Genomic DNA, 26,426 nt, shown 5'->3' with positions numbered 1-26,426 from the left:
GCAATCAAACTTTAGGCGGTGTTGTCCAGCTATGATACGGAGCGGGTGAAGGCAATTGCCACTCCAGCCCATGTGCACCTTCCCATACTTGCGCGGTTGCCGGTCTCCCTTTACGAATAGTCCAAATGATGTTTATAAGAAACAATAACTGTGAAAAACCAAATATAAATGCGCCGACACTAGCGATAGCATTAAAATTCGTAAACTGTAGCGCATAATCAGGAATGCGTCGCGGCATACCTGCTAATCCCAGAAAATGCATAGGGAAAAATGTGATGTTCAACCCAATGACCGATAACCAGAAATGCCATTTGCCTAAAGCTTCACTATACATTTTACCTGTCCATTTTGGCAGCCAATAATACACGCCGGTCATGATGCCAAAAATTGAACCTGGCACTAATACATAGTGGAAATGCGCCACCACAAAATACGTATCTTGATACTGATAGTCCGCAGGGACAATCGAGAGCATCAGACCGGAAAAGCCACCAATGGTAAATAAAAATACAAAAGCGATAGCAAATAACATAGGTGTTTCAAAAGTGATAGCACCCCGATACATGGTGCTGACCCAATTGAATACCTTAATTCCCGTAGGCACTGCAATCAACATAGTGGCATACATAAAGAATAATTGCGCCGCCAGAGGAATACCGACCGTAAACATATGATGCGCCCAAACAATATAAGACAATATGGCAATAGCCATAATGGCATAGACCATGAAGTGATAGCCAAATAAAGGCTTACGGCTAAAAGTTGGAATGACTTCTGACATGACACCAAATGCCGGCAAAATCAGCACATAGACTTCGGGATGGCCGAAAAACCAGAATACATGTTGAAATAACACTGGATCGCCGCCGCCAGCCGCATTAAAGAAGGTGGTACCAAAATGCCGGTCAGTCAGCATCATGGTCACTGCACCTGCCAACACTGGCATAATCGCTAATAACAAAAATGCCGTGATAAACCAACTCCAGACAAACACCGGCATTTTCATATAATGCATGCCTGGAGCGCGCATGTTAATGATAGTGGCGATGATATTGATAGCACCTAAAATAGAGGAAATCCCCATCAGGTGTATGGAAAAGATCATGAAGTCTGTGCTAGGCGGGCCATAAGTGGTTGACAATGGTGCATAGAAAGTCCATCCATAATTAGGCGCTGAGCCTGGTAATAAGAAGGTACTTAATAATAGAGTAAACGCAAACGGTAATATCCAGAAGCTCCAATTATTCAATCGCGGCAAAGCCATATCTGGTGCACCGATCATCATTGGGATCTGCCAGTTAGCAAGGCCAACAAATGCCGGCATAACCACACCAAATACCATGATTAAACCATGCATGGTGGTCATTGAATTAAACAAATCAGGATTGAGTAGACGCTCGCCTGGCTGGAACAATTCCGCGCGGATCAATAACGCCATGGTTCCTGCCACAAAAAACATGATGCAGGATAACCACAGATATAACGTGCCAATATCTTTGTGATTAGTGGTAAAAACCCAACGCTTTATCCATGCGCCAAGACCCTTGCCATACCAGGCAGGACCATGCTCAGCGTGCACTTCATGTTCTTGCGTTACCGAATTTTCACTCATTTTGTTTCCCCACTCATTGTTTGACGCGCGGCCGCAACTTCTGCGGGTTGTACTAGGCCGCCTGCATGTTTGCCATATTTATTTTGTTCAGCATTTCCCCAAGCATTGCGCTCATAAGTAATAATGGCAGCAATGTCCGCATCATTTAGCTGTTTGCCAAATGCTGCCATGGCAGTGCCGGGTTTACCATTTAAGACAATATCGATATGGTTTTTAACCGGACCCGTGGCAATTTTACTGCCCACCAGTGCTGGAAAGGCAGGAGGCATGCCAAGGCCATTGGGTTTATGGCAGGCAGCACACTGGCTGTTATACAAATTTTCACCGCTCTGCATTAATTCTTGTTGCGTCCAGGTTTTGTTATTATCTGCTACCGCTTGGGTTTGCGCCTCCGCTGCGCCTGATTTCTGCGCCTGTACCCACTTCGCATAATCTTCTTCACTGCGGGCATCTACCACTATGGGCATAAAGCCATGATTTAATCCACATAGTTCAGCACATTGTCCGCGATAAATACCTGGGGTTTCAATTCGCGCCCAAGCTTCATGGATAAAGCCTGGGATAGCATCACGTTTGATTCCTAAAGCAGGTACCCACCAGGAATGAATAACATCATTGGAGGTAACTAAAAAGCGGATTTTTTTATGTACTGGGACAACCAGCGGTTTATCGACTTGTAATAAGTACCACTTATCTTTGGGGGCTTTGTTTTTGATCTGATCCAATGGGGTTGAGAGATTGCTATAAAAACTAATACCTTCATCTAGGTATTCGTATTGCCATTTCCACTGATACCCGGTGACCTTAATGTTGACATCGGCGTTACTGCTATCTTCCATACGCATTAATACTAAAGTTGCTGGCACCGCCATAATAACCAGGATTAAAAAAGGTACGACTGCCCAAAAAATTTCAATACGGGTGTTGCCATGAAAAGTTGCAGGTTTGACGCCTAAGGATTTACGATGCCTGATTAAAGCGTAAAACATAATGCTAAAAACCACGACACCAATGGCAACACAAATCCAAAAAATGGTCATGTGCAGGTTATAAATATCCTGACTGATAGGCGTAACGCCGGGTGTGAGATTTAAAGTATAGTCAGCATGGGCATTGGTCATTCCCAGAAAACCAAGGAATATGAGAAAAAAAATTTTTAGGCTACGCGTCAAGCGCATGGGCTCACTCTCTTGAATCTTAATTTTTAGTGATGGGGCGGAAAAACTTCCACCCTGTTTTAGTTGGTTATCATCTAATCTGATGAGAATTAAATGATCCTGCTTCTTCTGGTTATGTTTTCTTCTTAAAGCCTTGGCATTTTCCCTTCTCCCGTCTGTGACCGAAGGGAATCCCCTTGTGGGATGGGAGAAGAAAAAATGCTAAGGCTTTAAGAGAATCACCACAATTTATAATTTCCTGTACCGCTTTCCTGCGCCATGTATTTCACCGCCGAGATAATATCAGCATCGCTACACTGATAACACGCTCCCATAGGCGGATGACCTTTGTATCCCTTAATTGAGCGTTCGATCAATACATCGAGATTATTCTGTAAGATCGGTGTCCATGCCTCCTTGTCTCCTAATTTGGGTGCACCCAGTTGCCCATTGGTGTGACAAACCGAGCAAACTTCCGTATATACCTCTTTACCTTTTTGCAGTGAAGTCAGGGATTGGACTGCAGGCGCAGCTGCCTGAGATTGGCCTGCAGTGCCTTTACTGTTGTTCACAATATAATCTACCGCATTTTTCACTTGGTCATCTGTGCAGCTATCACAATTGCCTTTGGGAGGCATACCACCAACACCATGAATGGCATTGGTATAAACTTTGTCCATACCAGCAGCAAGGAACGGCGCCCATTGACTTGAATCACCAAACTTAGGTGCACCACCGCCACCACTCATATGACAGCCAGCGCAATATTTTTGATAGATCGCTTCTCCTGCTTTTGCACCGGTTCCTACGCTAGGCGCCGGCGGCATTTTGCTTTCTACCGTACGTAAATAAGTCACAATCGCATTCAGATCATCTACACTCAGATAACGTAGGCTATCATGATTGACTTGCAACATGGGACCTTGCACCATGCCCCCAGTGTATTTTTGATCTTTTAAAAACACATCGAGAATTTTTTGTGTGGGCACATCTTTTAATCCGCTTGCCGAAATATTAGGGGCGGAATATCCATCAACAAAGCCGCCGGTCAAATCATATTTCTTTTTAGCAAAGCCAAAGAAATTCAACGGACTATGGCACATGGCACAATGACCTGGGCCTTCAACCAAAAACGCTCCGCGGTTCCATTCAGGAGATTTGCGCAAATCAGGCTGAAACTCCCCTTTGCTAAAATCAAAGAATAAGAAGCGCGAAAAACTCTGCAACTCTCGCCAGCTGAAAGGCCATGGCATATCCAAAGGACGGTTTGGCTGGTGGACAGCAGGTATGGCATTTAAATAAGCTCTGATATCAAGCACATCTTGGCGGCTCATTTTATCAAAATACATAAACGGGAAAGCCGGAAAATAATAATGCCCCTTTTTAGAAATACCTTCGTGCATAGCACGCACGAAATCGTCATCCGACCAATTGCCTATACCCGTTTCTTGGTCAGAAGTAATGTTGGGAACATACATGGTGCCAAAAGGCGTCTTGATAGGTAAACCCCCCGCAAATGGTTTGCCACCGACATTCGTATGACAGGCGATGCAGTCACCTGCTTTCACGAGATACTCACCCCGCTTAATGCTGTCCGCCTGAGGACCTGTACCATAATTTACGGGAGGATAGGGCACTTCAGCGTATTTATCCGCATTAGCCGCTTCATCCGCAAAGCATAAAGTAGTAAAAAACAGGCTCAAACCCAAAACTATCCATTTTACGGAACGCGCAATAAACCGAAGGGCTATGCCGCCCAGTTTTGCCTGTGAGTAAAAGTAGCTGTACATTCTTTATCCTTAGTCTGTTCACCGCATGTGAAGGCACAAAGACCCTGAGGTCGCGAGTATATATGCTGCAACTAAGGATGCGCAAGAGGTTGAGTTCTCGTGTAATTCAATGGCAGCATTTTTTCCTCGCTTGGCTCTGTAGCTCCCTCTCCCATCTGTGACCTAGGGTATGCAGTGCTAAAATACACTTGACTTGGTAGAATCATATGTTTGACTATACCAAATCTGCCTCTGATTAGAGTTACAAGTAACTGCTCGCACGCAATATGATCCGTCTTCCTGGCATCCTGCGGGACGACTGACAAGCAGTTACAGTTACGAAGGATTTAAAAAGCGAGGGATTATGCGCTGTATATCTTATTGCACGGCAAAAAACTACCAATTGAATGAAATGGTAGCTTATTTCAAAAGTAGGCAATATCAAACCCGGTTTTACCGTGATGTGCTGCACCTTTGCAAAAACGGCCAACCTGGTGATATCTTTTGTTTTCCGCAAGGCTGCATGGTGGTCTGGGCATTAACCCGGAAGCAAGAACTGCAGCTTATGGCAGAAATACAAAAATTTTCCATTGCGCTTTTGGATAGAGTAGAAATGGACAGTTTTTCCTTTCGCCTGGGTGAACGTACCCGTATTTATGTGCATGAGCGTTTTAATATCGACATTATCGAGCTTGAATCTAATAGCGTCGCGATTAAACTCGCTATTTCTTACGGCCTAGCCCAATCTATTAAGCTGGCTGCTTATGAAGAAGCTATCCAAAAAATGATTAAGCAAAATGAAAAAATACCTGAAGAACTGGCCAAACGCGGCAGAATTAGACTCTCTCACCGCGCCATCTCTAAACGCATGGGTGAAATCTTTTTAGAACGCAGCGATGTCAATCTCAGCAGTGAATACTTAGAAATGCCCGAATATTTCTGGCAATTTCCCAATCTAGAAACCAATTATGTGATGACGGAAAAATACTTAGATGTACCAAGACGCGCGCATGCTTTAAATCGCAAACTAGATGTGTTGCATGAAATCATTGATATGCTGAATACACAGCTGCACCATCTGCACAGCAGTATGTTGGAAACCATTATAATTTTATTGATTTTAATGGAAATTTTCATCAGCCTGTTTCAGATACATTTTTTTTAGTGAAGTTAAGTTTATGTATCAACTCCTCGTCATAGCAGCAGGCGGCGCATTAGGATCGATGTTACGTTTTGTCATGTCGCAGGGGATTAATCAATGGACTGGCATTAAATTTCCCCTGGGAACTTTATGTGTGAATGTATTGGGTTGCCTCTTGATCGGTTTTTTAAGTATGTTGTTTATAGAACGTTTAGCTACTTTACCCATTTGGCGCGCGGCAGTTTTAATCGGCTTTTTGGGAGGATTTACGACTTTTTCCAGTTTTAGCCTGGATACGTTTAATCTATTTGAGCAAGGTGACTTAACCAGTGCACTATTCAATGTGGCGTCAAGTCTGGTACTGTGTTTACTGGCAACCTTCATTGGCGTATATATAGGGAGAAATTTATGAATGCAACTCAAATCACCTTGGTGCGGATTTATGTGACTGAAGGCGATAAATTGCTCAATGCCATTATGAATTATTTGCATAATGAAATTAAAGTATCTGGCGTTACCGTATTTCGCGCCATCAGCGGGTTTGGTAAGTCCGGCGCCATGCACAGCAATGAAATATTGAGCATGTCATTAAATTTACCACTGGTGATTGAATTTTTTGATGTCCCGGAGAAAGTGGCTAAGGCACTTGAATTCCTCGTTCCCCTGGCTGGACAAGGGCATGTGGTTAGCTGGGAAGGGAAGGGTTATTAATTTAATTAAACCAGATTGAAGTACAGATATTCACAACACATGAGCCTACCTTTATGTTAGATCCAAAACTATTTCGCGAACAATTAGCAGATATCGCCGCACGTCTCACCACACGCGGCTACATGCTGGATATTACTGCATTACAACAACTAGAAGCCACTCGCAAATCATTGCAAACCGCCACACAAGAATTACAAAACCAACGCAATCTCATTGCCAAACAAATCGGCCAAAAAAAATCTAAAGGTGAAAATGTAGATGATTTGCTTACCCAAGCTGAAGCTTACAACAAAGAATTAGAAAATCAAGAAACCAAATTAGCTGCTGTCATGCAAACCTTACAAGAACGCTATCTGGAAATTCCTAATCTGCCACATTCCTCTGTACCCGAAGGTAAAAACGAAGCGGATAATGTAGAAGTACGACGTTTTGGAGAAGTTCGACAATTCGATTTTAAACCTAAAGATCACATTGACTTAGGTGAAAAATTAGCACTGATGGATTTTGCCGCCGGCGCTAAAATATCCGGTGCGCGTTTTGTGGTATTACACGATAAACTGGCGCGTCTGCAACGTGCGCTCATTCAATTTATGTTGGATATACATACCAAAGAACATGGTTATAAAGAAGTTTATGTGCCTTATTTGGTGAATGAACAGAGTCTTTACGGCACCGGCCAGTTACCTAAATTTCGAGCCGATCAATTTAATGTCCAGGGTGATTGGGGTTATAGTTTGATCCCGACGGCGGAGGTGCCTGTAACCAATTTAGTCCGCGATATGATTATTGACGCCAAAGATCTGCCATTAAAATTTGTGACCCACACACCTTGCTTCAGAAGTGAAGCGGGCTCTTACGGTAAAGATACGCGCGGCATGATCCGCAACCATCAGTTTGAAAAAGTGGAATTGGTGCAAATCGTGCCGCCCGCCACTTCTTACGAAACCCTAGAACAATTGACCCAACATGCAGAAGTGATATTGCAACGCTTAGAACTACCCTATCGCGTGATGGCGCTTTGCACTGGCGATATAGGTTTTTCCTCAGCCAAAACCTATGACCTAGAAGTCTGGTTACCTAGCCAAAACTGCTATCGCGAAATCTCCTCCTGCAGCAATTTTGAAACGTTTCAGGCACGGCGCATGCAAGCACGTTGGCGCAATCCAGAAACACAAAAACCTGAACCTGTGCATACATTAAATGGTTCGGCTTTAGCAGTAGGACGCACCTTGGTTGCTATTTTGGAAAATTATCAGGATGAGCAAGGTAAAATCTACATTCCTCAAGCACTGCAACCTTATATGGATCATCTGCAGGTGATTGAATAAATTGTCAGTAGCTTATCCTGAGCTGTGCTTAGGATAAGCTTTTTAAAACATAAAACTTAACTACCGGATTAATAATCTGATACTGATCGTCTACTCTTTCAATCACATCTTTCTCCTCTAAGCCTTCCAAAGCAGTGATAATTGAACTGCTGGACATCTGCAAAGCCAAAATCGTTTTTTTTCCGGTCAGATGCTCCACATTTTTTGCAATTTCCAATAAAACGTTTTTTTGACCCATCGATAATAGCGAGATTTCTTTCACTGCATCACTTTTTTCTTCTGCCGCAATTTCCAGCCAAACTTTTTCTACCTCAGTGATCGACGGTGGTTTGCTATAATATGTCCATAGCCGATCACAAAGCTTATTCACATAAAACGGATGTCTTTCTGTCAATGAGAGTATCTTTTGCACTACAACCTCTTCGAGCAATTGATTCCAAGCTGATTTAGCAGCTTTTTGCAAATGTACACTGTATTCAGCAGTAGCAATCCTTTGCAATGGCAACTTCCAGCAAAGCTTATACAGCGGACGTGTTTCATCTTCAAACATAGTCTTAAGTAACTTACGGTTACTGCCAGAAAATATAAAGGTGATATAACGCGTCTGTTGTGCGACATGACGAATAGCCGCTTCAATGCCTTTACCCTGCGCAATCACGCCTACTTCCTGAAATTCATCCATTAACAACACGACTTGCTTTTGCTTTTCAGCTAATAAACGCTCTAATAATAACAACCCTTCTTTGACATTAGTCGCCGGATCTGTTTCCAAGTCAGTGGTTAATTCAAGCTTAAGTGCCGAAGAACCAATTTCCAATTTGGGCTTAAGATGTTTTACATAGCTTTTGATAGAGGCTATTAATTTATCAATGGGACCCAACGCCTTACCTATTAGATCTACTACAGCGGTTAATATATAAGATTCTATGATTTTCTCATTTCTAGCCATGTAGAAATCGCGCTCAACATACGGCAGATTACTGAGTTTAAGTGCCCGTAAGGCCAGACTGGATTTTCCATATCTGCGAGTTGCTATCAACAAAGTATGTTTGCCATTTTGTATATTTTTTATCAGTACGCCAATTTCCTTTTTACGATTGCAAAAAGCATCGTTAAACGCTATTCCTAAAGGGAAATAATCTCTTAAACGCATTATCTACACCTTGCCTGTAGTTTTACAAAACGGGTCAATTATAACTCGCAACTTTACGACTCGCAACTTTACGACTCGTAAATTGGTCACTTACAGAGTTTATATTGGTAACCATTTGATTAATATTGATAAGATGGCAAGTGAACATTAAAAAGAAGATGGTGTGACCCTAGGCCACACCATTTCAAAAGGCGGGATAATTATAGGGAAAGGTTAAGCTTCAGAATTAGCTTTAACCGTCTGATTATTAGCCATCAAAGTAGCAGCTGGGCAATTTAAGTATTTAGACTGTTTCAACCAAGCATTATCTGGATAATAGGCAAATACCAAAGTACGATCTTTAATAGTGTTAATAATAGGCTGTGCTAGCTTCTGCGGCACAGCAGGGCAACCCCAACTGCGGCCTAATTGACCCGTCTTAGCAATTTGGTCACTCACATAAGAAGCGCCGTGAACGACAATACTACGCGCTTCCGCCTTATCGTTAAATCCTGCATCCAGTCCCTTAAGTTTTAAGGAATAACCATTGTGACCGGTATAGGTAGTACCTGTCACATAAAGACCAATACTGGAAGCATGCGTACTAGACTGGTTAGAGAAGAAATTTGCACTCACTTTGCTACCTGAGCCCTGACCATGTGCAACCACATTATTGAACAATAACTTACTGCTGGCCAGATCAAATACCCACATACGCTTTTGCGCTGCCGGCAGCGAATAATCAATGATGGTCAAAGTCTGACTTTTAGATACACCAGATAACTTAGCGCAATTGTAAGCATCTAGTGCCAACTTAAGTACTTGTGGGTTTAAATTTCCGGCTGCAGCCTGCAAAGCAGGCATCTGGGTATCAATATTTACATTACTATCTGAACTAGTCCCAACACTGGCGGTTGCATAAGTCACAGGAGCTAATATAGCAAAAATAGGAACCAACCATCGTTTCATCATTTACCTCTCTTAAGCGTTCATTTTGAACAAACAACGACCATATTTTGAGCATCCGTAAAGAGCGAAGCGAGGCTCAAAATATGGCCGTTGTTTGTACTATTATGGTGTTGGGCACCTGAACAATAACCTATTGATTAATATAACAAAACCACTAGATTTGAGTACATTTTACACAGTTTTTTCCCCTTTGCCAAGCTTTTTTTACCCTAATATTACGGGTCAAGAGTTGCTTTAATTACAATAATTTAATACTGCCATAAGCTGGAATATGCTAGCATCTATACTAAAATAAAAAGTAGAAACGTCTATAATGCAACTATAATGCAATGCATAGGTAAGGTATCAGATGAATAAATCGATTAAACCTGCAGACATCATGCTGCAACAAGACGGGAGCATTTACCATATAGGATTAAAACCCGAAGATTTGGCTGATACGGTCATCTGCGTTGGTAATCCCGAGCGAGTGGAAATAATTAGCCAATATTTTGACGAGATTGAGCTAAGAAGGCAGCACCGCGAATTCGTCAGCCATACCGGCTGGCTGGAAAAAAAACGCCTCACCGTCATTTCCACCGGCATTGGCACCGATAATATTGATATAGTGCTGAATGAACTCGATGCCCTGGTAAATATCGATCTCAAAGAGCGTGTGGTAAAACCCGCTCATAAAACCCTCAACATCATCAGATTAGGTACTTCCGGCGGCTTGAACGCTGATATTCCTGTAGATTCCTTTATTATTTCACGCTATGCCATAGGCATGGATTTATTATTAAATTTTTATGAATTTTTGCCTACTGACGAAGAAATAGATGGGCTGTCTGCCTTTCTGGAAGCCATTCCTAGAGCACGCGAATTATGCAAACCCTATTTTGTCAGAAGCTGCGAACAACTCTACAACCACCTTAAAAGCGGATTTCTCGAAGGCATCACCATCAGCGCGGCGGGTTTTTTTGCGCCTCAGGGTAGATTACTACGCGCTGGCTCCAGTTTCCCCAATCTGCTAGATAATCTACGTAGCTTTTCTTTTCATGGCGAGCGTATCCTGAATCTGGAAATGGAAGCTTCTGCCCTTTATGGTTTAGGTGAAATGCTGGGACACCATTGTTGTACTATAGCCGTATTGGTCGCTAACCGAGCAACCGGGGACGTCAGCAAAAACCCTACTAAATCTATGCATCAATTGATTGAATCCACGTTACCAAAAATTTTGACCATTCCAGAGAGCTTGAGCAAACTCCAGCATGACCAGGTGTGTTTGGCTGTGTAAAGCTGCTCCTATAAAAAACACTGTCCCGCCTGCGCGAGAATGACAATGCTTCTAAAATTTCATTTCTCAAATTTTCAATAACTTACCAAAACTCCCCTACACATCATCTTGTGGTTTGCTCATCAGCCAACTACAATATCTTGGGTTTGGAAACGTTTAACACTCAAGAATGCCCCAACGGATCAGGACAGAACCCACAACACAAAGGACATGCATTGACTAATCAATAGGAGATAACCCAGATGGAAACCTCTACCCCCATCGCTATGAATTCATCCCGTGTAAATGAACAAAAATTAGACAACCTTCACGACGAATTGGCTGCCACCACCCCCGGCCTGCTACGCGTCATCCGCCGCAATGGCGGTGTAACCCCCTATGACGACAGCAAAATCACTGTTGCCATTACCAAAGCCTTTCTAGCGGTAGAAGGCGGGCAAGCCGCTGATTCGGCACGCATACGCCATACCGTCGCCGAAATGACCCGCCACATTACCGAAGCCTTCAAACGCCGCCTGCCACAAGGCGGCACTATCCATATTGAAACCATCCAGGATCAAGTGGAATTAGCACTCATGCGCGCCGGCGAACATCAAGTCGCACGCTCCTACGTGCTTTATCGAGAAGAACGCCGTAAAGCCCGCAATGCCGAACTACAAGCTGATGCATCTGATACCACAACCGGTTTCACTATCACTTTGCCCAATGGACAAAAAGCCCCGCTTGACCATGCCTGGCTGAACCAAGTGGTGCAAGATGCCTGTCAAAACCTCACCGAGGTTGAACCCGAACTGATTCTTACCGACACCCGACGTAACTTATTCGACGGCGCCCCCTTAAGTGACGTGCAAAAAGCTTTGATTATGAGCGCACGCACCCTGGTGGAAAAAGAACCTAATTACACCTATGTTGCTGCTCGCCTGCTACTCGATCAGTTACGTAGCGAAGTGCTAGGCTTTTTAAATTTATCCACCGCCCATCATCAACTGGACGCCATGCAGGCGCTGTATCCTGAATGCTTCAAGCGTTACATAGCCCGCGGTATCGAATTGGAACTTTTGGACCCAAGACTCGCCGGTTTTGATTTGGATATCCTCGGCAAAGCGCTGGATGCCAAACAAGACCTGCTATTCACCTATATTGGCTTACAAACGTTGTATGACCGCTATTTTCTGCATTCGCGCGGCACACGTTTTGAACTACCGCAGGTGTTTTTTATGCGCGTTGCTATGGGGCTCGCCGTTGCCGAAACTAAAAACCGTGAACAATACGCCATTGAGTTTTATCAATTGCTGTCTTCCCAGGATTTCATGAGCTCCACCCCTACCCTGTTCAATGCCGGCACTTTACGCCCGCAGCTCTCTAGTTGCTTCCTAACCACAGTGCCAGACGACTTAGAGGGGATATACGGCGCCATCCGCGACAATGCCTTGTTATCCAAATACGCCGGCGGCCTTGGCAACGACTGGACACCGGTACGTGCCATGGGGGCCCATATCAAGGGCACCAATGGCAAATCGCAAGGTGTCGTACCATTTATGAATGTCGCTGATGCCACAGCCATTGCTGTCAATCAAGGCGGAAAACGCAAAGGTGCAGTCTGTGCTTACCTGGAAACCTGGCATCTGGATATAGAAGAATTTCTAGAATTGCGCAAAAACACCGGTGATGAACGCCGCCGTACCCATGACATGAATACCGCCAACTGGATACCTGATTTATTCATGAAGCGTGTATTTGAAGGTCAGGATTGGACGTTGTTTTCACCCAACGATGTGCCTGACTTACACGATCGCTTTGGCCTGGACTTTGAAAAAGCCTATAGCGCTTATGAAGCGAAAGCCCAACGTGGGGAACTACGCGCTAAAACTATCAGTGCAACGACACTATGGCGCAAAATGCTGAGCATGATCTTTGAAACCGGCCACCCCTGGATCACTTTTAAAGATCCATGCAACCTGCGCTCACCACAGCAACATGCTGGCGTCGTGCACAGCTCCAATTTATGCACCGAAATTACCCTCAACACCTCAGCCAGTGAAATTGCTGTATGTAATCTGGGCAGCATCAATTTGGTCAACCATATGCAGACTAACGGCCAAGGTCTGGACGTCACCAAAATAAAACGCACGGTGAAAACCGCCATGCGTATGCTGGACAATGTCATAGACATCAATTTTTACACCGTACCGCAAGCACGCCAGTCTAATCTGCGCCACCGCCCAGTGGGACTCGGCATCATGGGATTCCACGATACACTGTATCAACAACACATTCCCTACGCTTCAGAAGCCGCGGTGGAATTCGCTGACCGCTGCATGGAAACCATCAGTTATTATGCTATTCAAGCATCAACTGACCTAGCCGAAGAACGTGGTACTTATGAAAGCTATGAAGGTTCGCTATGGAGCCAAGGCATATTACCCATTGATTCTATAGAACGCCTGCAAGCTGCACGCGGCCAATATTTAGAACAGAATCGCAGCCAAACGCTGGACTGGAATAGTTTACGTCGTCGTGTTGCTACGGTGGGTATGCGTAATTCCAATACCTTAGCCATCGCGCCAACCGCAACTATTTCCAATATCTGCGGTGTTTCACAATCGATTGATCCGACTTATCAGAATCTGTTTGTGAAATCGAATATGTCCGGTGAATTCACCATTGTGAATCCTTATCTGGTACGTGATCTCAAAAAGTTGAACTTATGGGATGATGTCATGATTAATGATCTAAAATATTACGACGGCAGCGTCAAAAATATTAGCCGCATTCCAGATCAGTTGAAACTTCTCTATGCCACTGCTTTTGAAATCGAACCACGCTGGTTGGTAGAAGCGGGCTCGCGACGTCAAAAATGGATAGATCAGTCACAATCACTCAATCTGTATTTATCTGAGCCTTCTGGAAAAAAACTCGATGTGCTTTACCGCATGGCTTGGTTGAGTGGTTTAAAAACGACATATTATTTGCGTACATTGGGAGCTACTAATGCAGAAAAATCTACTTTAGCAACTAACAATTTAAATGCAGTAAAAATGACGACAGGGGCTGCATGTTCTATCGATAATCCAGATTGTGAGGCGTGTCAATAGTTGTAACTGCTCTCCCCTATAAAAAATACTGTCATTCCCGCGCAGGCGGGAATCTATCCTGATTTTGGCTCTATGCCAGAAAAGAAATAGATTCCCGCCTGCGCGGGAATGACAATGCTTCATGTTCTGTATATTTTTTATTGGAACAAGTGTGTGTCGGATATACAAGTAACAACCATGAAATCTAATCCTCAACCCAATAATATTGTTCAGATAACTCCCCAACTTCTACCGTCGGAAAGCATTTAATTCCTTGCTGTTTCTTTATCGGATCAAGATAGCGTTTAACAATGGGAATTAAATCTTTAGCTATATTTTCTTTAAATTGATTTGTGCGCTCTTTCCTTGGCTTCATTAATACTCGCAAAAAGGCGAAAGCATTTTCACCATTTTCCGTACCGATATAATAATTCTCTTGGGCAACAGCACGAATTTTACAGGTACCTATATTCGGTAACCGCGCCATCACTTGGTAGATATCTGCAAATAAATTTTGATAATCAATATTGATTAGATTAGCTGAGTGTTCAAATATAATTTGTGGCATAAGAAATTCCTCTGAAATAGTAAATAAAATAGAGCTAAGAAGAAGTACATCCTTTTCTCAAAGAGTGTGAGCCGTTACCCGTTCCCACAACATATCACGTTTAATGTTGCTGCCTACCGTAGTTAACAATAAGCGATTGCCATCAAAATGATATTGTCTGATATTATCTTTCCCTACCAAATTGGGAAAAAGATGTCCCTGGATGTGATGAATAACCGTGTTTTTTGCTTCATCAATTTCATATGTTCCAAAATAAGCATTATAATTTTGCGGCAATGTATGACACTCTTCCGCTTGAGCTAACATAAAGTCATCGACAATAAATAATGCTCTATTCGGACGCATAATTTGCACTGCCATTATTTGATTGGACATATAGATAATATAACCTATGGCATCGGCACCCCAAGGATATGAAACCTGACCATCAGGATCAGTTTGGCTACAACTGATGAGCCGCCATACGCCTATAAATTGCTTTGCTATATTTGACATGCCGCTCTCCTTATTTGACTGGTGCTTCAGGATAAGTAGATTCACCTGGAATTAACTGAAAATCGTACTCCAATAAAAAATAATCCTTGGCTTTTTTAAAATGACCGATCATATTCTCCATTGCTGTAAACACCACATCCGTCGCAATGATTTTATCTCCAGCCACAAAAACCTGTGTCACCAAGGTTTCAAAATCCGGTGCCGATACAATAAAGTGAATATGCGCAGGTCTATAGGGATGGCGATTAGCAATCGCTAATAAATCACCAATAGGGCCATTCGTAGGTACCGGATAAGGTGTAGGCATCAATGCAAACAATTCATAAGTACCATCATTATCGGTTTTAAAACGGCCGCGAAGATTCATTGTTGTTTGATTAGGATCTTGATTCTCATAAAAACCATTGGTTGCAGCCTGCCAAACATCGACAACGGCATTGGCAATCGGCTGACCTGATGCATTGACTACTTTTCCAGTGATGAATACACGCTCACCTTCTGTGTCTTCTGTGCCAATAAATGCGCCTCTGTCTCTCCAAGGTGGATTTTCACGATAAAACGGACCTAATAAAGCATAGCCCACTTGAGTGGCTTCTGGCGGATGATTAATCATTTCTATCAGCTGACTGACACCTAGCACATCCGCTGCCAGAATAAATTCATTTTGGCCTTGATGCGTCATCTCTGCCATCTGAGTAAGAAATTGCCAAGCATATTCCCATTCGCTTTCACTGAGTTTGGCTTCAATTACAAAGGCATGCCAATGTTTAATTAAAGCTTGTATTAATTCTCGGACTCTAGGATTGGCAATCGCGGAATAAGCACCTAATACTTTGGCTGTCAGTTGTTCTGGTTTTAAATAAGGTTTTTCCATGATAATTCTCCTATGTGATTTATTTTGGGTGTAGACTTTTCCAGCACCTTAAGTTCAATGTGGTTGATATCTTGAGCACGAGAAGTAAGATAAAGTGCTTCCATATTTTTAGTCCTTGATTGAGTAGATAACAGAAGCTATAATATATTAAGAATTTAATTATTTCAATATTCTTAATGAAATTCTTAATATATGCTCCCTTAACTTAACATGAGGTAATCTATGCTAAATAAAGAAGACGATAAGTCCATTATATCTGTGCCATTGCCAGAAGATCATGATCTACCACAGGAAACCCGAGATTTTCTGAAAAATTTACCGGCACTGAACGTGTTTCGTATGTTTGCACATTTACCGCAAAGCCTGCCGCCGTTTATACAACTAGCTAAATCTTTTTTAGAACAAGGTAAATTCAGTCCGCGCGCACGCGAAATTGCTATTCTCCGAGTCGCCTATCTGACCAAAGCACCCTACGAATGGCATCAACATGTTTTTTTAGGTCAAACGGCAGGAATTACAGATGAAGAGATGGAAATTGTCTGTCATGAAAATCCAGTGAGAAGTTTAAATGCAGAAGAAAATTTTATTTGTCAGGTAGCGGATGAATTAACATTGACTAATCATTTACAGGATGAGACATTTAAAAATTTATTTAGCCTGTATAATCATGCACAAGGCTGTGAGCTTATTTTGAATATCGGATTTTATAATATGGTATCGCGTTTTCTTAATGGCACACGCACTCCCATTGAGACGACTAATCCTTTAGCGGGGCTCAGCTCGCCCACTTCAGGATGACAGCTATGTGGATGACAATATGAAAATATTTATAAAGGTATCTCTATGCCCTCAATCCCAAAAAATTTAGTAACCACCCATCTATTATTAAGCAGCAGCATGCCTTTAACTTTATCCGATAGAAGGCTGTATAATTATTTATTACTTCATGCCCTACCCCAATTAAAGAAAACCCAAAATTTTACCCTACCTTTAGCTGAATTAAAGGGTGTTTACGGCACCAACATACCACTAGCAATGCCGGTGAAAGAATCACTCAGAAGATTATTGAGAACCTTAATCGAATTCCAATCTGAGCCACAAAAATGGATTGTGACCAGTTTATTAGAACATGGTGAACTGGATGAACAAAAACAGGAGCTACACTACGCATATTCCGACTATTGCTGCTGGCTATTTACTCAACCTTTAACCTTAGAAAAATGTCTAATTCAAGCACATTTTACGCAAAAATATAGCAATCTACTATATGAAATTTTAAGCCAAGCACATTTTGCAAATCAAAAAACGCTGACATTAGAAGCAACCGATTTACGCGACCGCTTGCTCACTTTAGAAAAAAAATTCTCTAATTTCGGTGATTTCAAACGTTTTGTATTAATGCCAGCTCTGTATGAGATTAATGCCTATGCCAGTTTTGCTGTAAAGTTTCATCTGCAAAAAAAAGGCATGAAAGTAACCCATGTGATGTTTGAAATGACTCCTAAAAGAAAACTGACGCGACTAACTGATGTGGCGACGGTGATCCCTCCGAAAAGACCGATATTTTTTATTGACAATCCTGAATTAGAAAAAGCTTACAGCTATCTCCTAAATGCCGATACGCCACTGCGTCGTAAATTATTCAATAAAGCCATTAAAGCGGCGAAAACAACAGGTATTGTTTTAGATGAAGAGGCTTTTGATTGCCCCGATGTTTGGTTTGATTGGGTTCAAAATGAATTGTTAAATTTAAGCCAATAACAAAACTACACACGCCTTAAAGCGTTTAACAAAAAAATTTTGCGAGTAAAATTACCTCTTGTATTGCCTCTAAGAAACGAGGACGTATAATATAGAATATTTAGACGTACTAATGCGCACTATGAACCAAGAAACAAAACTAACTTTGTGAATCAACAAAGACTTAATTAATTTCGCAAAAAATTATTCAGCGACTCATCATAAATCTATATCAAAAATAGTTGCAGAGTATTTTACATTATTGGCAGAAAAAACCTCATTACCACATCAAGCCACAATTAAAACGGAAACACCTATTACCCAATCCTTAATTGGAATAATGCGTCGGCATAAAGTTTCTAAAAAGGATTAGTAACTATGCAACACCAGGAGAAACGTATGAATAGCCACCTTCAAATGAAACTGTTTATCTTTTCATGACAAATTAATTCACCCACTTTATTTAGTTTCTCAACTTGTTCATATAACTTCATCAACTCATCATGAGTAATTGTATAGTTAGGTCTGTAACGTGCTTCTACATAGGCTTTTTTAAGTAGTTTAAATAATCTTTTATTTTCTGCATTATCCAGGGGAAACACTTGTGCTAAATGATAATCAACTGAATTAGCTAGTTTTCTTAATACATACAGATCATGCGTATTGGGTTTATATCGAATAAAGACTAGCAAAATACCCGAATATAATCTCTCGGTTACTTGATGCAATAAAAATGCTGCCTCAGTATAGTCTTTATTTTGCAAATAAAATCGAAACCCAGATATAAACTTTTCAGCTTTTGAAAACCAATAATTAAAATCTTCCTGTGCAAATTTTTTTCTTTCTGCTGGCGATAACTCTCTTGCTTCTTTTAATTGAAACTTCGCAGAGTCATATAATAAAACACCTTCATTTTTAATATCAGTAAAAAAGTATTGCGCCCTGCTCAAACGCTTATTTACAAAATCAATATCATTTACAATAACGGATACCGGAGTCTTAATATCCACATTTTTTCTAATCCTCTCCTCTATATCACGCTCAAGTTTTGCCTGGGTTGATTCACTATGCGTTTTAACAATGACCAAAATATCAATGTCACTTTGATAGCGATAATAATTTTCATCGTATTTAACCTCTACCCATTCATTACGCGCGTAACTACCAAACAAGATAATCATTTCGGGCATGGAGATTTCCATAATGATCTTAACTATGTCAGCGAGTTCGATTTGTTTATTGCTTGGAAGATATTCTAGGCTGTTTTTCATCAGTCTTCCTGAATTATTTTTTTACAAATAAAGTAGGTTTCGAAGGCAAGATATCCTGCATTTAAATGAACCACCGCAATTCTTGACCCCGACTTGGATGATGCGTATATTCATTTAATGCCTCTTCTACTAAAGAATCAATACCTAATATACCGGAGCAATCATGAGTTTACTAAACTGGAATGAATTCAATGACAATGACAGTCAGACCCCACCCATGCCTGAACCGGATTTGACGCAGGCAAATGCAATAGCAGCCACCAACTCAGCAAACGGCGGTGCAACTGGTTTGGAAGCCGTCAAATTAGGCATGGCGCGTGTGCGCGTGGATGACAAACAAATAATCAATTGTCGGGCTGACCTGAATCAGCTAGTGCCGTTTAAATACCGCTGGGCTTGGGAAAAGTACCTGGCGGCCTGCGCCAACCATTGGATGCCAGGCGAAATCAATATGGCGGCGGATATTGCCATCTGGAAAGACCCCAACGGTTTAACCGAAGATGAACGCCGCATCATCAAACGCAACTTAGGTTTTTTCTCAACTGCCGACTCTCTAGTCGCTAATAATCTGGTACTAGCCGTCTACCGCCATATCACCAATCCCGAGTGTCGCCAATACTTACTACGCCAGGCGTTTGAAGAAGCGCTGCACACCCACAGCTACCAACACATTATCGAGAGTCTGGGGCTGGATGAGGGTGAAGTGTTCAATATGTACCATGAAATACCTTCAGTGGCTGACAAAGCGGCCTGGGCATTAAACTATACCCAAAGCCTCAGCGATCCGGCTTTCCACACCGGTACCCCCAAAGATGACCAACGGTTGTTGCGTGACCTGATCGCCTTTTATGTGATTTTTGAAGGAATATTTTTCTATGTAGGCTTCACCCAGATACTCTCACTGGGACGACGCAACAAAATGACGGGAACTTCCGAACAACTGCAATATATTCTGCGCGATGAGTCGATGCATATGAATTTCGGCATTGATGTCATCAACCAAATCAAAATTGAAAACCCACACCTATGGACGACAGAGCTGCAACAAGAAGCCCAAGATATGATCCGCTCTGGCGTAGATCTAGAATATCAGTATGCCGTAGATACCATGCCACGCGGTATCCTGGGGTTAAATGCTGAAATGTTCCATACCTATTTGCGTTATATTGCCAATCGTCGTTGTGCACAGATTGGTTTACCGGAGCTATTCCCGGGAGCTGAGAATTCCTTCCCGTGGATGAGTGAAATGATGGATCTTAAAAAAGAGAAGAATTTCTTTGAAACCCGAGTGACCGAATATCAAACCGGCGGCACGCTGAAGTGGGATGATGAAGCTTAATCATAGGTAAATATTTTATGACAAAAAACATCAAACACCATCGCCTGATTATTCTGGGCTCTGGACCCGCCGGCTATACCGCCGCCATTTATGCCGCGCGCGCCAATTTAAAACCCGTCCTGATTACTGGCCTTGAACAAGGCGGTCAATTAATGACCACCACTGAAGTCGACAACTGGCCTGGTGATATTGAGGGATTACAGGGGCCGGCCTTGATGGAACGTCTGTTAAAACATGCGCAGCGTTTTGACACGGAAGTGGTGTTTGACCATATTCGCAAAGTAGACTTCCAACAGCGACCGCTCTATTTAATCGGAGAATCCCACGAATATACTTGTGATGCCTTAATCATTGCCACCGGTGCTTCGGCTATTTATCTGGGCATGGAATCAGAAGCCGCATTTATGGGTCGCGGCGTTTCCGGCTGCGCGACTTGTGATGGATTTTTCTACAAAAACCAGAACGTGGCAGTGATCGGCGGCGGTAACACCGCAGTTGAAGAAGCCTTATATTTATCCAATATCGCTAAACACGTCACCGTTATCCACCGCCGCGATAAATTCCGCGCTGAGAAAATTCTCGCTAACCGCTTGTTGGAGAAAAGCAAAACCGGAAATGTGACTATTGCTTGGGATCATGTTGCCGATGAGATTTTAGGCGATGACAGTGGTGTGACCGGTATTCGTATTAAAAATGTCCAAACTGATGAAACCAAAACCTTAGATTTGCAAGGCGTATTTATTGCCATAGGCCATAAACCCAATACCGATATATTTATCGATCAGTTGCATATGAAAAATGGTTATATTCTGACCCACGGCGGCGCCCACGGTAATGCTACCGCCACCAGCGTACCCGGCGTTTTTGCGGCAGGAGATGTGGCGGATTCAGTTTATCGACAGGCAGTGACTTCTGCGGGCACGGGTTGTATGGCAGCGCTGGATGCAGAAAAATATTTGGAAGCGCTGGAATCACAGGAAGGTGCCACACAATCGGCAAATGCAGCTTTAGAGAAGCATTCACAGTGAGTCTTCAGAGAGCCAAAATTATTTTAAACCATTTTTATTATTAAATTCTCTTTTTACCAAGGAAAAGTTGCTTATTTACTACATTTAAGGCATCATCACCGTTTTAATTATTTAAGCCTTAATTTTTATGCCAAAAGAAGATCAAATTGAAATGGAAGGGGTGGTGGTTGAAGCTCTGCCCAATACCATGTTTCGCGTTAAATTAGAAAATGGTCATGTCATCACAGCGCATATTTCGGGAAAAATGCGTAAAAACTACATCCGAATTCTGACAGGTGATGCCGTCACCGTGGAAATGACACCCTATGACCTGACAAAAGGACGCATTATCTATCGTAATCTCGATAAGAAAAAATCTGAAACAGCTCCCGCCGAACCCTCATCATAGCTATTCAGTCCTGTGCCGAATAGTTACAGTTACTCTACTATTTCATTCCCACTCCCCAGATTGCATTTGGGTCAGTCTAGAGCACGTACGCGCAAATTCAAACAATAACTGACCCGAGGTATAAATCTCTGCTATAGGTTGTGCAGCTGCAATCACTAGACGCGTTTTGGCATCATACAGCACATCGATAAAACGTATAAAGGAACGCGCCAAATCATTATCATTTTCACCGATCTTAGTGAGATTGCTAACCAAAATAGTGTCAAATTTTTTCGTGATCGCCAAGTAGTCTTCATGACTGCGAGGAATACCGCAAATATCCATAAAATCAAACCATACCACAGAGCCTGCCTGCTTTTTAATGCGGATACTGCGATTGTTAATCAGCAATGGCGCAAAATCCAAAGCAATACCATGAGAAAACCCAACGAAACACTGCTCCATATTTTCCAAGGTCTTGGTGGTCAACGGATACCAATAATATTTAGTTTGATTACGATAATTAGCACGATAATCATCGACGATTTGTAAATGCACGACATCTAGCCTAGCTTTAATCTCAGCAATAGCCGGTAAAAATAATTCACGCTGTAAGCCATTTTTATATAAATCATCAGGTGACACATTAGCCGTAACAATTAAACAAATTCCCTGTTGAAACAATGCTTGTAGTAAACCACCCAACAACAGCGCATCTGCGATATCGGTGATAATCAATTCATCAAAGCAAATAATTCTGGTTTTGCGCGCCCAGTTTTTCGCTATCATCTGCAATGGATTTTTAGTGCCCTGCAATGCCCGTAGCTCATGGTGCACCTCACGCATAAATGCATAAAAATGGATGCGTAGTTTATCTTCAAATGGCAGGCAATAATAAAAAGTATCCATCAAGAAGGTTTTGCCAATTCCAACACTACCCCATAGATACAACCCACGCGGTGGTGATTTTTTTCGAAATTGGGAAATAAAACCCTGCGGCTCAGTAAGCAGCGCAGTATAGATCGCTTCAAATTTTTCGATGGCAGTTAATTGCTGCCGGTCTTCTAGGATTTCTCCAGCAGCGATTTTTTTTTGATAGTATTCTAAGGGGGTCATGCTGATAGTTTAATGGTTTCTTTTCTGGTATGGGTGTTCAAAAAATACTAAATTTTAAAAAGTGTGCTATTGAAGAACTATCTTAACTCAACCCCGAACTTTTCACCAAGGTCTGTTTCTTGCTTTTCACCCTTTTCGCGCTTTTTCAACACTGCAATTACTTTGTCTTCAAATTTCACCTAATAATCTAGCGGCTTCATAGCGCATCACTAGAATCGCTGCAAAATTCAACGAAAATGCGAGCTGCACCTTCAGATACCCTTAAATGGCGAAGGTGAAGATGGAGAGCGGGTAAGGTGAGAATTTTCTAACTCTTCTTGAAATAAATCATCATCAGAAGATGAACTCCCAAATAGTGAAAAATTATTTTTTCCTTTATTGAAAAAGGCTGGACTTCGGGGAAATAGCTCAGTTTCTATATAATCGTGGTCTACTGGATCAAGCTCTTTAGTTTGTATATCTAATTCATCAATCTCAGCATCACCCGCTTTTAGCAATTCTTCGGTTATTTGTTCAGCTTCCTCTTCGGTTAAAGAGACTATTGCATCGACTGCTTCCCTAGTCCATTTAAAATCACGACCAACTATCTCTTTTCTTAGTCCAACCGCAGCAGCAGCTTGAGTAGTAAAATCTCTTACCATATTTTTAATATCTTGGTCCGTATTTGTTGTTTTATTTGTTTTTTCATCTGACATAACACACCTCTTAATTTATATACCTTAAAATTCACTATTTACACTTTTGAGATACTAACAATAAAACAAATTGCAATAAATGGCCAAAAAGGTTAATGTTAGTTGACAAAATTGCAACTATTGGGCTATTAAATGAGCAAATTCGAGCAAATTGCCACTTTCGTCTCCGTCATTCAAGAACATGGCTTCGCCGCCGCTGCCAAGAAACAAGGGATATCTACCTCGGCAGTTAGCCGACAGATCGCTAAATTGGAAGCCTCTCTGGGAATACAGCTACTCGTGCGCACTCCAAGACGCATAGCCCTCACTGAAGCAGGAAAACAATATTTTCAATATTGTAAAAATGCCTTACACGAAATTACTAAAGCAGAAACGGCTATCGCCGGCAGCCAATCAGAAGCTGTAGGGATTTTAAATGTGATGGGCAATCGTTTTTACATTGAAGAATTTTTTTTCCCACGCTTGGCGGAATTTATGCAGCAAAACCCAAAGCTTAAAATCCGCTTTGAACTGGCAGAAAGGTTCCCAGACCTAGAGGAAGAAAACGTCGATATTATATTTGGCACATCCCTGGAAGGGCCACCCAGTTTAGTGCGCCGTCGCGTGGCAACTACCCGCTATGTGTTATGCGCATCGCCAGAATATCTGAAAAAATATGGCACTCCAGCAAAACCTGCCGATCTAGTCAATCATCGTTACATCACGCATGCCGTGCGAAAACCAGATATCATTCAGTTTAAAAATAATGAAGAATTATATTTAGAACCGATTTTATGGCTCAACGACAGTCATACCATGTTGGAATGCGCCATCCAAGGTATAGGGATTATCAAAGTATTAGAAAATATTGCTGAGGAAGCACTGCGAGAGAAACTGCTGGTTGAAATCTTGCAGGAATACAATGATTCACAGCGGACAATTTACCTCTATTATTTACCAAACCGCTACTTACAACCTAAAATTCGGCGCTTTATTGATTTTTATACTGAGAGTAAATGAACTCCACCTCATAGAGTAAACATGGGAATGCGCAATAAATTCTTTGCCGAAGAGAATTCAGTCTTTGATTTAACAAATTATCTGCGCGAGATTCAATGCCCCTTACTTATTTTGGCTTATCTTTTGAAAAAGTTTTTGGCGAATTGTTGGAAGGTGCTCCTTCCATGGTTTTTGCTATCTTTTGTGGCCGTTTTTTGAATTTATATACGATTACTAAATTAAAAATGTTAACTAGGGGTAGATATTTCTGGTTAAGGAGTATCTTTGCCTGCTTAATAGGTGACCTAATCACTTTAACCTTAGTATACTCTATAATTTTTCATAATCTTCCGTTTTCTGCTGTATCTCAGTTATACTTCTCTGATTTATTTGTGCGCGTTTCCTATTCTATCGTCGGCGGCGGACCTGCTGTATTGGTGGTTAATTATTTAAAGAAGAAAGAAGGTTTAGATGTATATGACCATGGCACAAATTTTAATCCATTTAAATTCAGTCTTTCAGATTAGTGATTATGGCCAAGAAATATCTTAGCCTGGGTAAGGTTCTAAAAAAACTTTTATTTGAACGCGATCTCAAGCCCGCTGATTTAGCTCGGGAGGTCAATATACCTCCCCCAACTATTCACAGACTCATCACCGGCAAATCCACGCGACCCTATGAATCATCTTTAAAACCTATTGCTAAATTTTTTCAATTTCAGTTGAACAGCTTATCAAAAATCCGCTATTGATTCAGAAAATAAATTACTTATATCAATACCTATCATCAGTTGGAAACAACTGGATAACTGGCCATCAGCTATTAAATCTTCCGATAAAAAAATAGTAACGCTAGGAAATTTAAGCCCAAATTGCTTTGCCTTAGTACTCGATGATTCTTCCATGGAACCTGCTTTTCAGGTAGGCGCATTGCTGATCTTTGATCCCGAAAGACAACCTCGAGATCGAAGCTATATCCTAGTCAGACTAGAAGAAAATAATCGCTACTTCTTTAGACAATTAATTATAGACGGCAACGATCATTATTTAAAACCTCTGAATCCTGATCTCAGTTTATTTAAAATGCGATTCTTAGATAAAAAAGACCAGGTCATAGCTTGTTTAATAGAGTCTAGAAATAAACTTCTACCCGAAGACCAATTGAAAATGTTGGAGGATATTTGAAATGTTAAAAAAAAAATACTTACGAAGATCCGTAATTTAGTTAAAGAATTATCTTCATTATACCAAAAACCAAGCTACATCCCAGCCTATCGTGTCGTTGAAATTAGTCTAACCGACACTGATGAATACATAATTACTGCGCAATTAATTTATAAAAATTCAATTTTTCAAGCTAAGCCAGAAGAAATTTTAGCCAGTGATCATTTAGTTGACCAATTTTCTCCTCGTGATATACGCGCCCTGACTTATTTAGGATACCTTATGATAAACAATCCAAAATATAAAATATTGGCACAACATTTATCTGAACAGCAAGATAAAATGTTATTTGCTTTACGCAAGAAAGGGCAAAAAAATGTTATTATCAAAACTGCTGATGAAATAATGAAGGAAAAAGATATTCTAAATAATCTAAAAGCAGAAGATGCGCAAATGATTGGCTACACCTGCAACTAAAGCATTGGCTCTCCCCTAATTAAGGGGGCATTTTAATCAAAAATAATATACCTTACTCATTGATTGGATGAGAAAAAGGAGATTAAAAATGCCCCAACGGGATTTTATCCTAAATTTGCCCGGCTTTACTATCAAAAAAGTCAGTG

At 41.6% G+C, this 26,426-nt stretch carries 27 protein-coding genes; 15 read left to right on the top strand and 12 right to left on the bottom strand.

The annotated features are described in order from the left end of the window. Positions 1–4: 4 nt before the first annotated feature. From ctaD to VHE99_05665, 3 genes are all read right to left on the bottom strand, one after another. Positions 5–1,612: a cytochrome c oxidase subunit I gene (gene ctaD, locus VHE99_05675; GenBank protein ID HVV68506.1), complete on the bottom strand. Its 1,608-nt coding sequence runs from the start codon at positions 1,610–1,612 to the stop codon at positions 5–7. Next, positions 1,609–2,733: a cytochrome c oxidase subunit II gene (coxB, locus tag VHE99_05670; GenBank protein HVV68505.1), complete on the bottom strand. Its 1,125-nt coding sequence runs from the start codon at positions 2,731–2,733 to the stop codon at positions 1,609–1,611. Before coxB ends, ctaD begins: the two co-directional genes overlap by 4 nt. 275 nt (positions 2,734–3,008) lie before the next feature. After that, positions 3,009–4,559: a c-type cytochrome gene (locus tag VHE99_05665; protein ID HVV68504.1), complete on the bottom strand. Its 1,551-nt coding sequence runs from the start codon at positions 4,557–4,559 to the stop codon at positions 3,009–3,011. A 343-nt stretch (positions 4,560–4,902) separates the two neighbouring features. Here VHE99_05665 and VHE99_05660 point away from each other — a divergent pair, with 343 nt between their 5' ends. From VHE99_05660 to serS, 4 genes are read left to right on the top strand one after another with little or no spacing between them, the layout of a single operon-like run. Continuing rightward, positions 4,903–5,703 carry an RMD1 family protein gene (locus VHE99_05660; protein ID HVV68503.1) on the top strand — a complete coding sequence of 267 codons (801 nt, stop codon included), beginning with the start codon at positions 4,903–4,905 and terminating at the stop codon, positions 5,701–5,703. A 13-nt stretch (positions 5,704–5,716) separates the two neighbouring features. Then, positions 5,717–6,091 (top strand): fluoride efflux transporter CrcB, encoded by a 375-nt coding sequence (gene crcB / locus VHE99_05655; protein ID HVV68502.1) that lies wholly within the window; start codon positions 5,717–5,719, stop codon positions 6,089–6,091. After that, on the top strand, positions 6,088–6,390 hold the full coding sequence (locus VHE99_05650) for a DUF190 domain-containing protein (protein HVV68501.1): 303 nt from the start codon (positions 6,088–6,090) through the stop codon (positions 6,388–6,390). The genes crcB and VHE99_05650 overlap by 4 nt, the downstream gene beginning before the upstream one ends. Positions 6,391–6,443: 53 nt before the next feature. Next, a complete protein-coding gene (serS, locus tag VHE99_05645) occupies positions 6,444–7,718 on the top strand; it encodes a serine--tRNA ligase (protein ID HVV68500.1) in 1,275 nt (424 codons plus the stop codon). A 28-nt stretch (positions 7,719–7,746) separates the two neighbouring features. Here serS and VHE99_05640 read toward each other — a convergent pair whose 3' ends face one another. Both VHE99_05640 and VHE99_05635 read right to left on the bottom strand, forming a co-directional pair. Then, entirely contained in the window at positions 7,747–8,871 is a 1,125-nt protein-coding gene (locus tag VHE99_05640) for a hypothetical protein (protein ID HVV68499.1), read from the bottom strand. A 213-nt stretch (positions 8,872–9,084) separates the two neighbouring features. Beyond that, positions 9,085–9,822, bottom strand: coding sequence for a murein L,D-transpeptidase catalytic domain family protein (locus VHE99_05635; protein ID HVV68498.1), 738 nt, complete (start codon positions 9,820–9,822; stop codon positions 9,085–9,087). Between the two features lie 346 nt (positions 9,823–10,168). On the opposite strand from VHE99_05635, the gene VHE99_05630 reads away from it, so the two are divergent. Then, on the top strand, positions 10,169–11,095 hold the full coding sequence (locus VHE99_05630) for a nucleoside phosphorylase (GenBank protein HVV68497.1): 927 nt from the start codon (positions 10,169–10,171) through the stop codon (positions 11,093–11,095). A 266-nt stretch (positions 11,096–11,361) separates the two neighbouring features. Continuing rightward, positions 11,362–14,190: a ribonucleoside-diphosphate reductase subunit alpha gene (locus tag VHE99_05625; GenBank protein HVV68496.1), complete on the top strand. Its 2,829-nt coding sequence runs from the start codon at positions 11,362–11,364 to the stop codon at positions 14,188–14,190. Positions 14,191–14,374: 184 nt separating this feature from the next. On the opposite strand, the gene VHE99_05620 is transcribed toward VHE99_05625, so the two are convergent. The 3 genes from VHE99_05620 to VHE99_05610 are packed head-to-tail and all read right to left on the bottom strand — an operon-like array spanning position 14,375 to position 16,106. Next, positions 14,375–14,737, bottom strand: coding sequence for a hypothetical protein (locus VHE99_05620; GenBank protein ID HVV68495.1), 363 nt, complete (start codon positions 14,735–14,737; stop codon positions 14,375–14,377). A 57-nt stretch (positions 14,738–14,794) separates the two neighbouring features. Continuing rightward, the gene (locus tag VHE99_05615; GenBank protein HVV68494.1) at positions 14,795–15,232 is read right to left on the bottom strand and encodes a lipocalin-like domain-containing protein; all 438 of its coding nucleotides are present in this window, start codon (positions 15,230–15,232) and stop codon (positions 14,795–14,797) included. A gap of 10 nt (positions 15,233–15,242) precedes the next feature. Further along, positions 15,243–16,106 (bottom strand): dioxygenase, encoded by an 864-nt coding sequence (locus VHE99_05610; GenBank protein ID HVV68493.1) that lies wholly within the window; start codon positions 16,104–16,106, stop codon positions 15,243–15,245. A gap of 222 nt (positions 16,107–16,328) precedes the next feature. Between VHE99_05610 and VHE99_05605 the strand changes: the two genes are divergently transcribed. Together VHE99_05605 and VHE99_05600 are read left to right on the top strand one after the other, a co-directional pair. After that, positions 16,329–16,904, top strand: coding sequence for a carboxymuconolactone decarboxylase family protein (locus tag VHE99_05605; GenBank protein ID HVV68492.1), 576 nt, complete (start codon positions 16,329–16,331; stop codon positions 16,902–16,904). Positions 16,905–16,949: 45 nt separating this feature from the next. Then, entirely contained in the window at positions 16,950–17,867 is a 918-nt protein-coding gene (locus VHE99_05600; protein ID HVV68491.1) for a replication initiation protein, read from the top strand. Between the two features lie 392 nt (positions 17,868–18,259). On the opposite strand, the gene VHE99_05595 is transcribed toward VHE99_05600, so the two are convergent. Further along, the gene (locus VHE99_05595) at positions 18,260–19,117 is read right to left on the bottom strand and encodes a HEPN domain-containing protein (protein ID HVV68490.1); all 858 of its coding nucleotides are present in this window, start codon (positions 19,115–19,117) and stop codon (positions 18,260–18,262) included. A gap of 163 nt (positions 19,118–19,280) precedes the next feature. Here VHE99_05595 and VHE99_05590 point away from each other — a divergent pair, with 163 nt between their 5' ends. The 3 genes from VHE99_05590 to infA all read left to right on the top strand — a co-directional run bounded on the left by VHE99_05590 (position 19,281) and on the right by infA (position 21,872). Then, positions 19,281–20,456 carry a ribonucleotide-diphosphate reductase subunit beta gene (locus tag VHE99_05590; protein ID HVV68489.1) on the top strand — a complete coding sequence of 392 codons (1,176 nt, stop codon included), beginning with the start codon at positions 19,281–19,283 and terminating at the stop codon, positions 20,454–20,456. Between the two features lie 17 nt (positions 20,457–20,473). Beyond that, positions 20,474–21,484 (top strand): thioredoxin-disulfide reductase, encoded by a 1,011-nt coding sequence (gene trxB, locus VHE99_05585; GenBank protein ID HVV68488.1) that lies wholly within the window; start codon positions 20,474–20,476, stop codon positions 21,482–21,484. A 127-nt stretch (positions 21,485–21,611) separates the two neighbouring features. After that, a complete protein-coding gene (infA, locus tag VHE99_05580; protein HVV68487.1) occupies positions 21,612–21,872 on the top strand; it encodes a translation initiation factor IF-1 in 261 nt (86 codons plus the stop codon). A gap of 42 nt (positions 21,873–21,914) precedes the next feature. On the opposite strand, the gene zapE is transcribed toward infA, so the two are convergent. Then, positions 21,915–22,967 carry a cell division protein ZapE gene (zapE, locus tag VHE99_05575; protein HVV68486.1) on the bottom strand — a complete coding sequence of 351 codons (1,053 nt, stop codon included), beginning with the start codon at positions 22,965–22,967 and terminating at the stop codon, positions 21,915–21,917. A gap of 251 nt (positions 22,968–23,218) precedes the next feature. After that, the gene (locus VHE99_05570; GenBank protein ID HVV68485.1) at positions 23,219–23,662 is read right to left on the bottom strand and encodes a hypothetical protein; all 444 of its coding nucleotides are present in this window, start codon (positions 23,660–23,662) and stop codon (positions 23,219–23,221) included. Between the two features lie 132 nt (positions 23,663–23,794). Between VHE99_05570 and VHE99_05565 the strand changes: the two genes are divergently transcribed. Beyond that, complete coding sequence (locus tag VHE99_05565; GenBank protein ID HVV68484.1) at positions 23,795–24,661, top strand: LysR family transcriptional regulator; 867 nt, start codon at positions 23,795–23,797, stop codon at positions 24,659–24,661. 95 nt (positions 24,662–24,756) lie between these two features. Then, positions 24,757–25,167 carry a VUT family protein gene (locus tag VHE99_05560; protein HVV68483.1) on the top strand — a complete coding sequence of 137 codons (411 nt, stop codon included), beginning with the start codon at positions 24,757–24,759 and terminating at the stop codon, positions 25,165–25,167. Between the two features lie 206 nt (positions 25,168–25,373). Here VHE99_05560 and VHE99_05555 read toward each other — a convergent pair whose 3' ends face one another. Beyond that, the gene (locus VHE99_05555) at positions 25,374–25,544 is read right to left on the bottom strand and encodes a hypothetical protein (GenBank protein HVV68482.1); all 171 of its coding nucleotides are present in this window, start codon (positions 25,542–25,544) and stop codon (positions 25,374–25,376) included. Between VHE99_05555 and VHE99_05550 the strand changes: the two genes are divergently transcribed. Together VHE99_05550 and VHE99_05545 are read left to right on the top strand one after the other, a co-directional pair. Continuing rightward, positions 25,543–25,824 (top strand): S24 family peptidase, encoded by a 282-nt coding sequence (locus tag VHE99_05550; protein HVV68481.1) that lies wholly within the window; start codon positions 25,543–25,545, stop codon positions 25,822–25,824. The two genes, VHE99_05555 and VHE99_05550, sit on opposite strands and share 2 nt — an antisense overlap. Positions 25,825–26,085: 261 nt before the next feature. Next, complete coding sequence (locus VHE99_05545) at positions 26,086–26,280, top strand: hypothetical protein (protein HVV68480.1); 195 nt, start codon at positions 26,086–26,088, stop codon at positions 26,278–26,280. Positions 26,281–26,426 lie beyond the last annotated feature (146 nt).

The sequence above is a fragment of the Gammaproteobacteria bacterium genome, from assembly GCA_035546635.1.
Taxonomy (GTDB): domain Bacteria; phylum Pseudomonadota; class Gammaproteobacteria; order JAURND01; family JAURND01; genus DASZWJ01.
The sequence above is the reverse complement of the archived record's forward strand: the minus strand, read 5'-3'. Positions and strand labels throughout refer to the sequence as shown.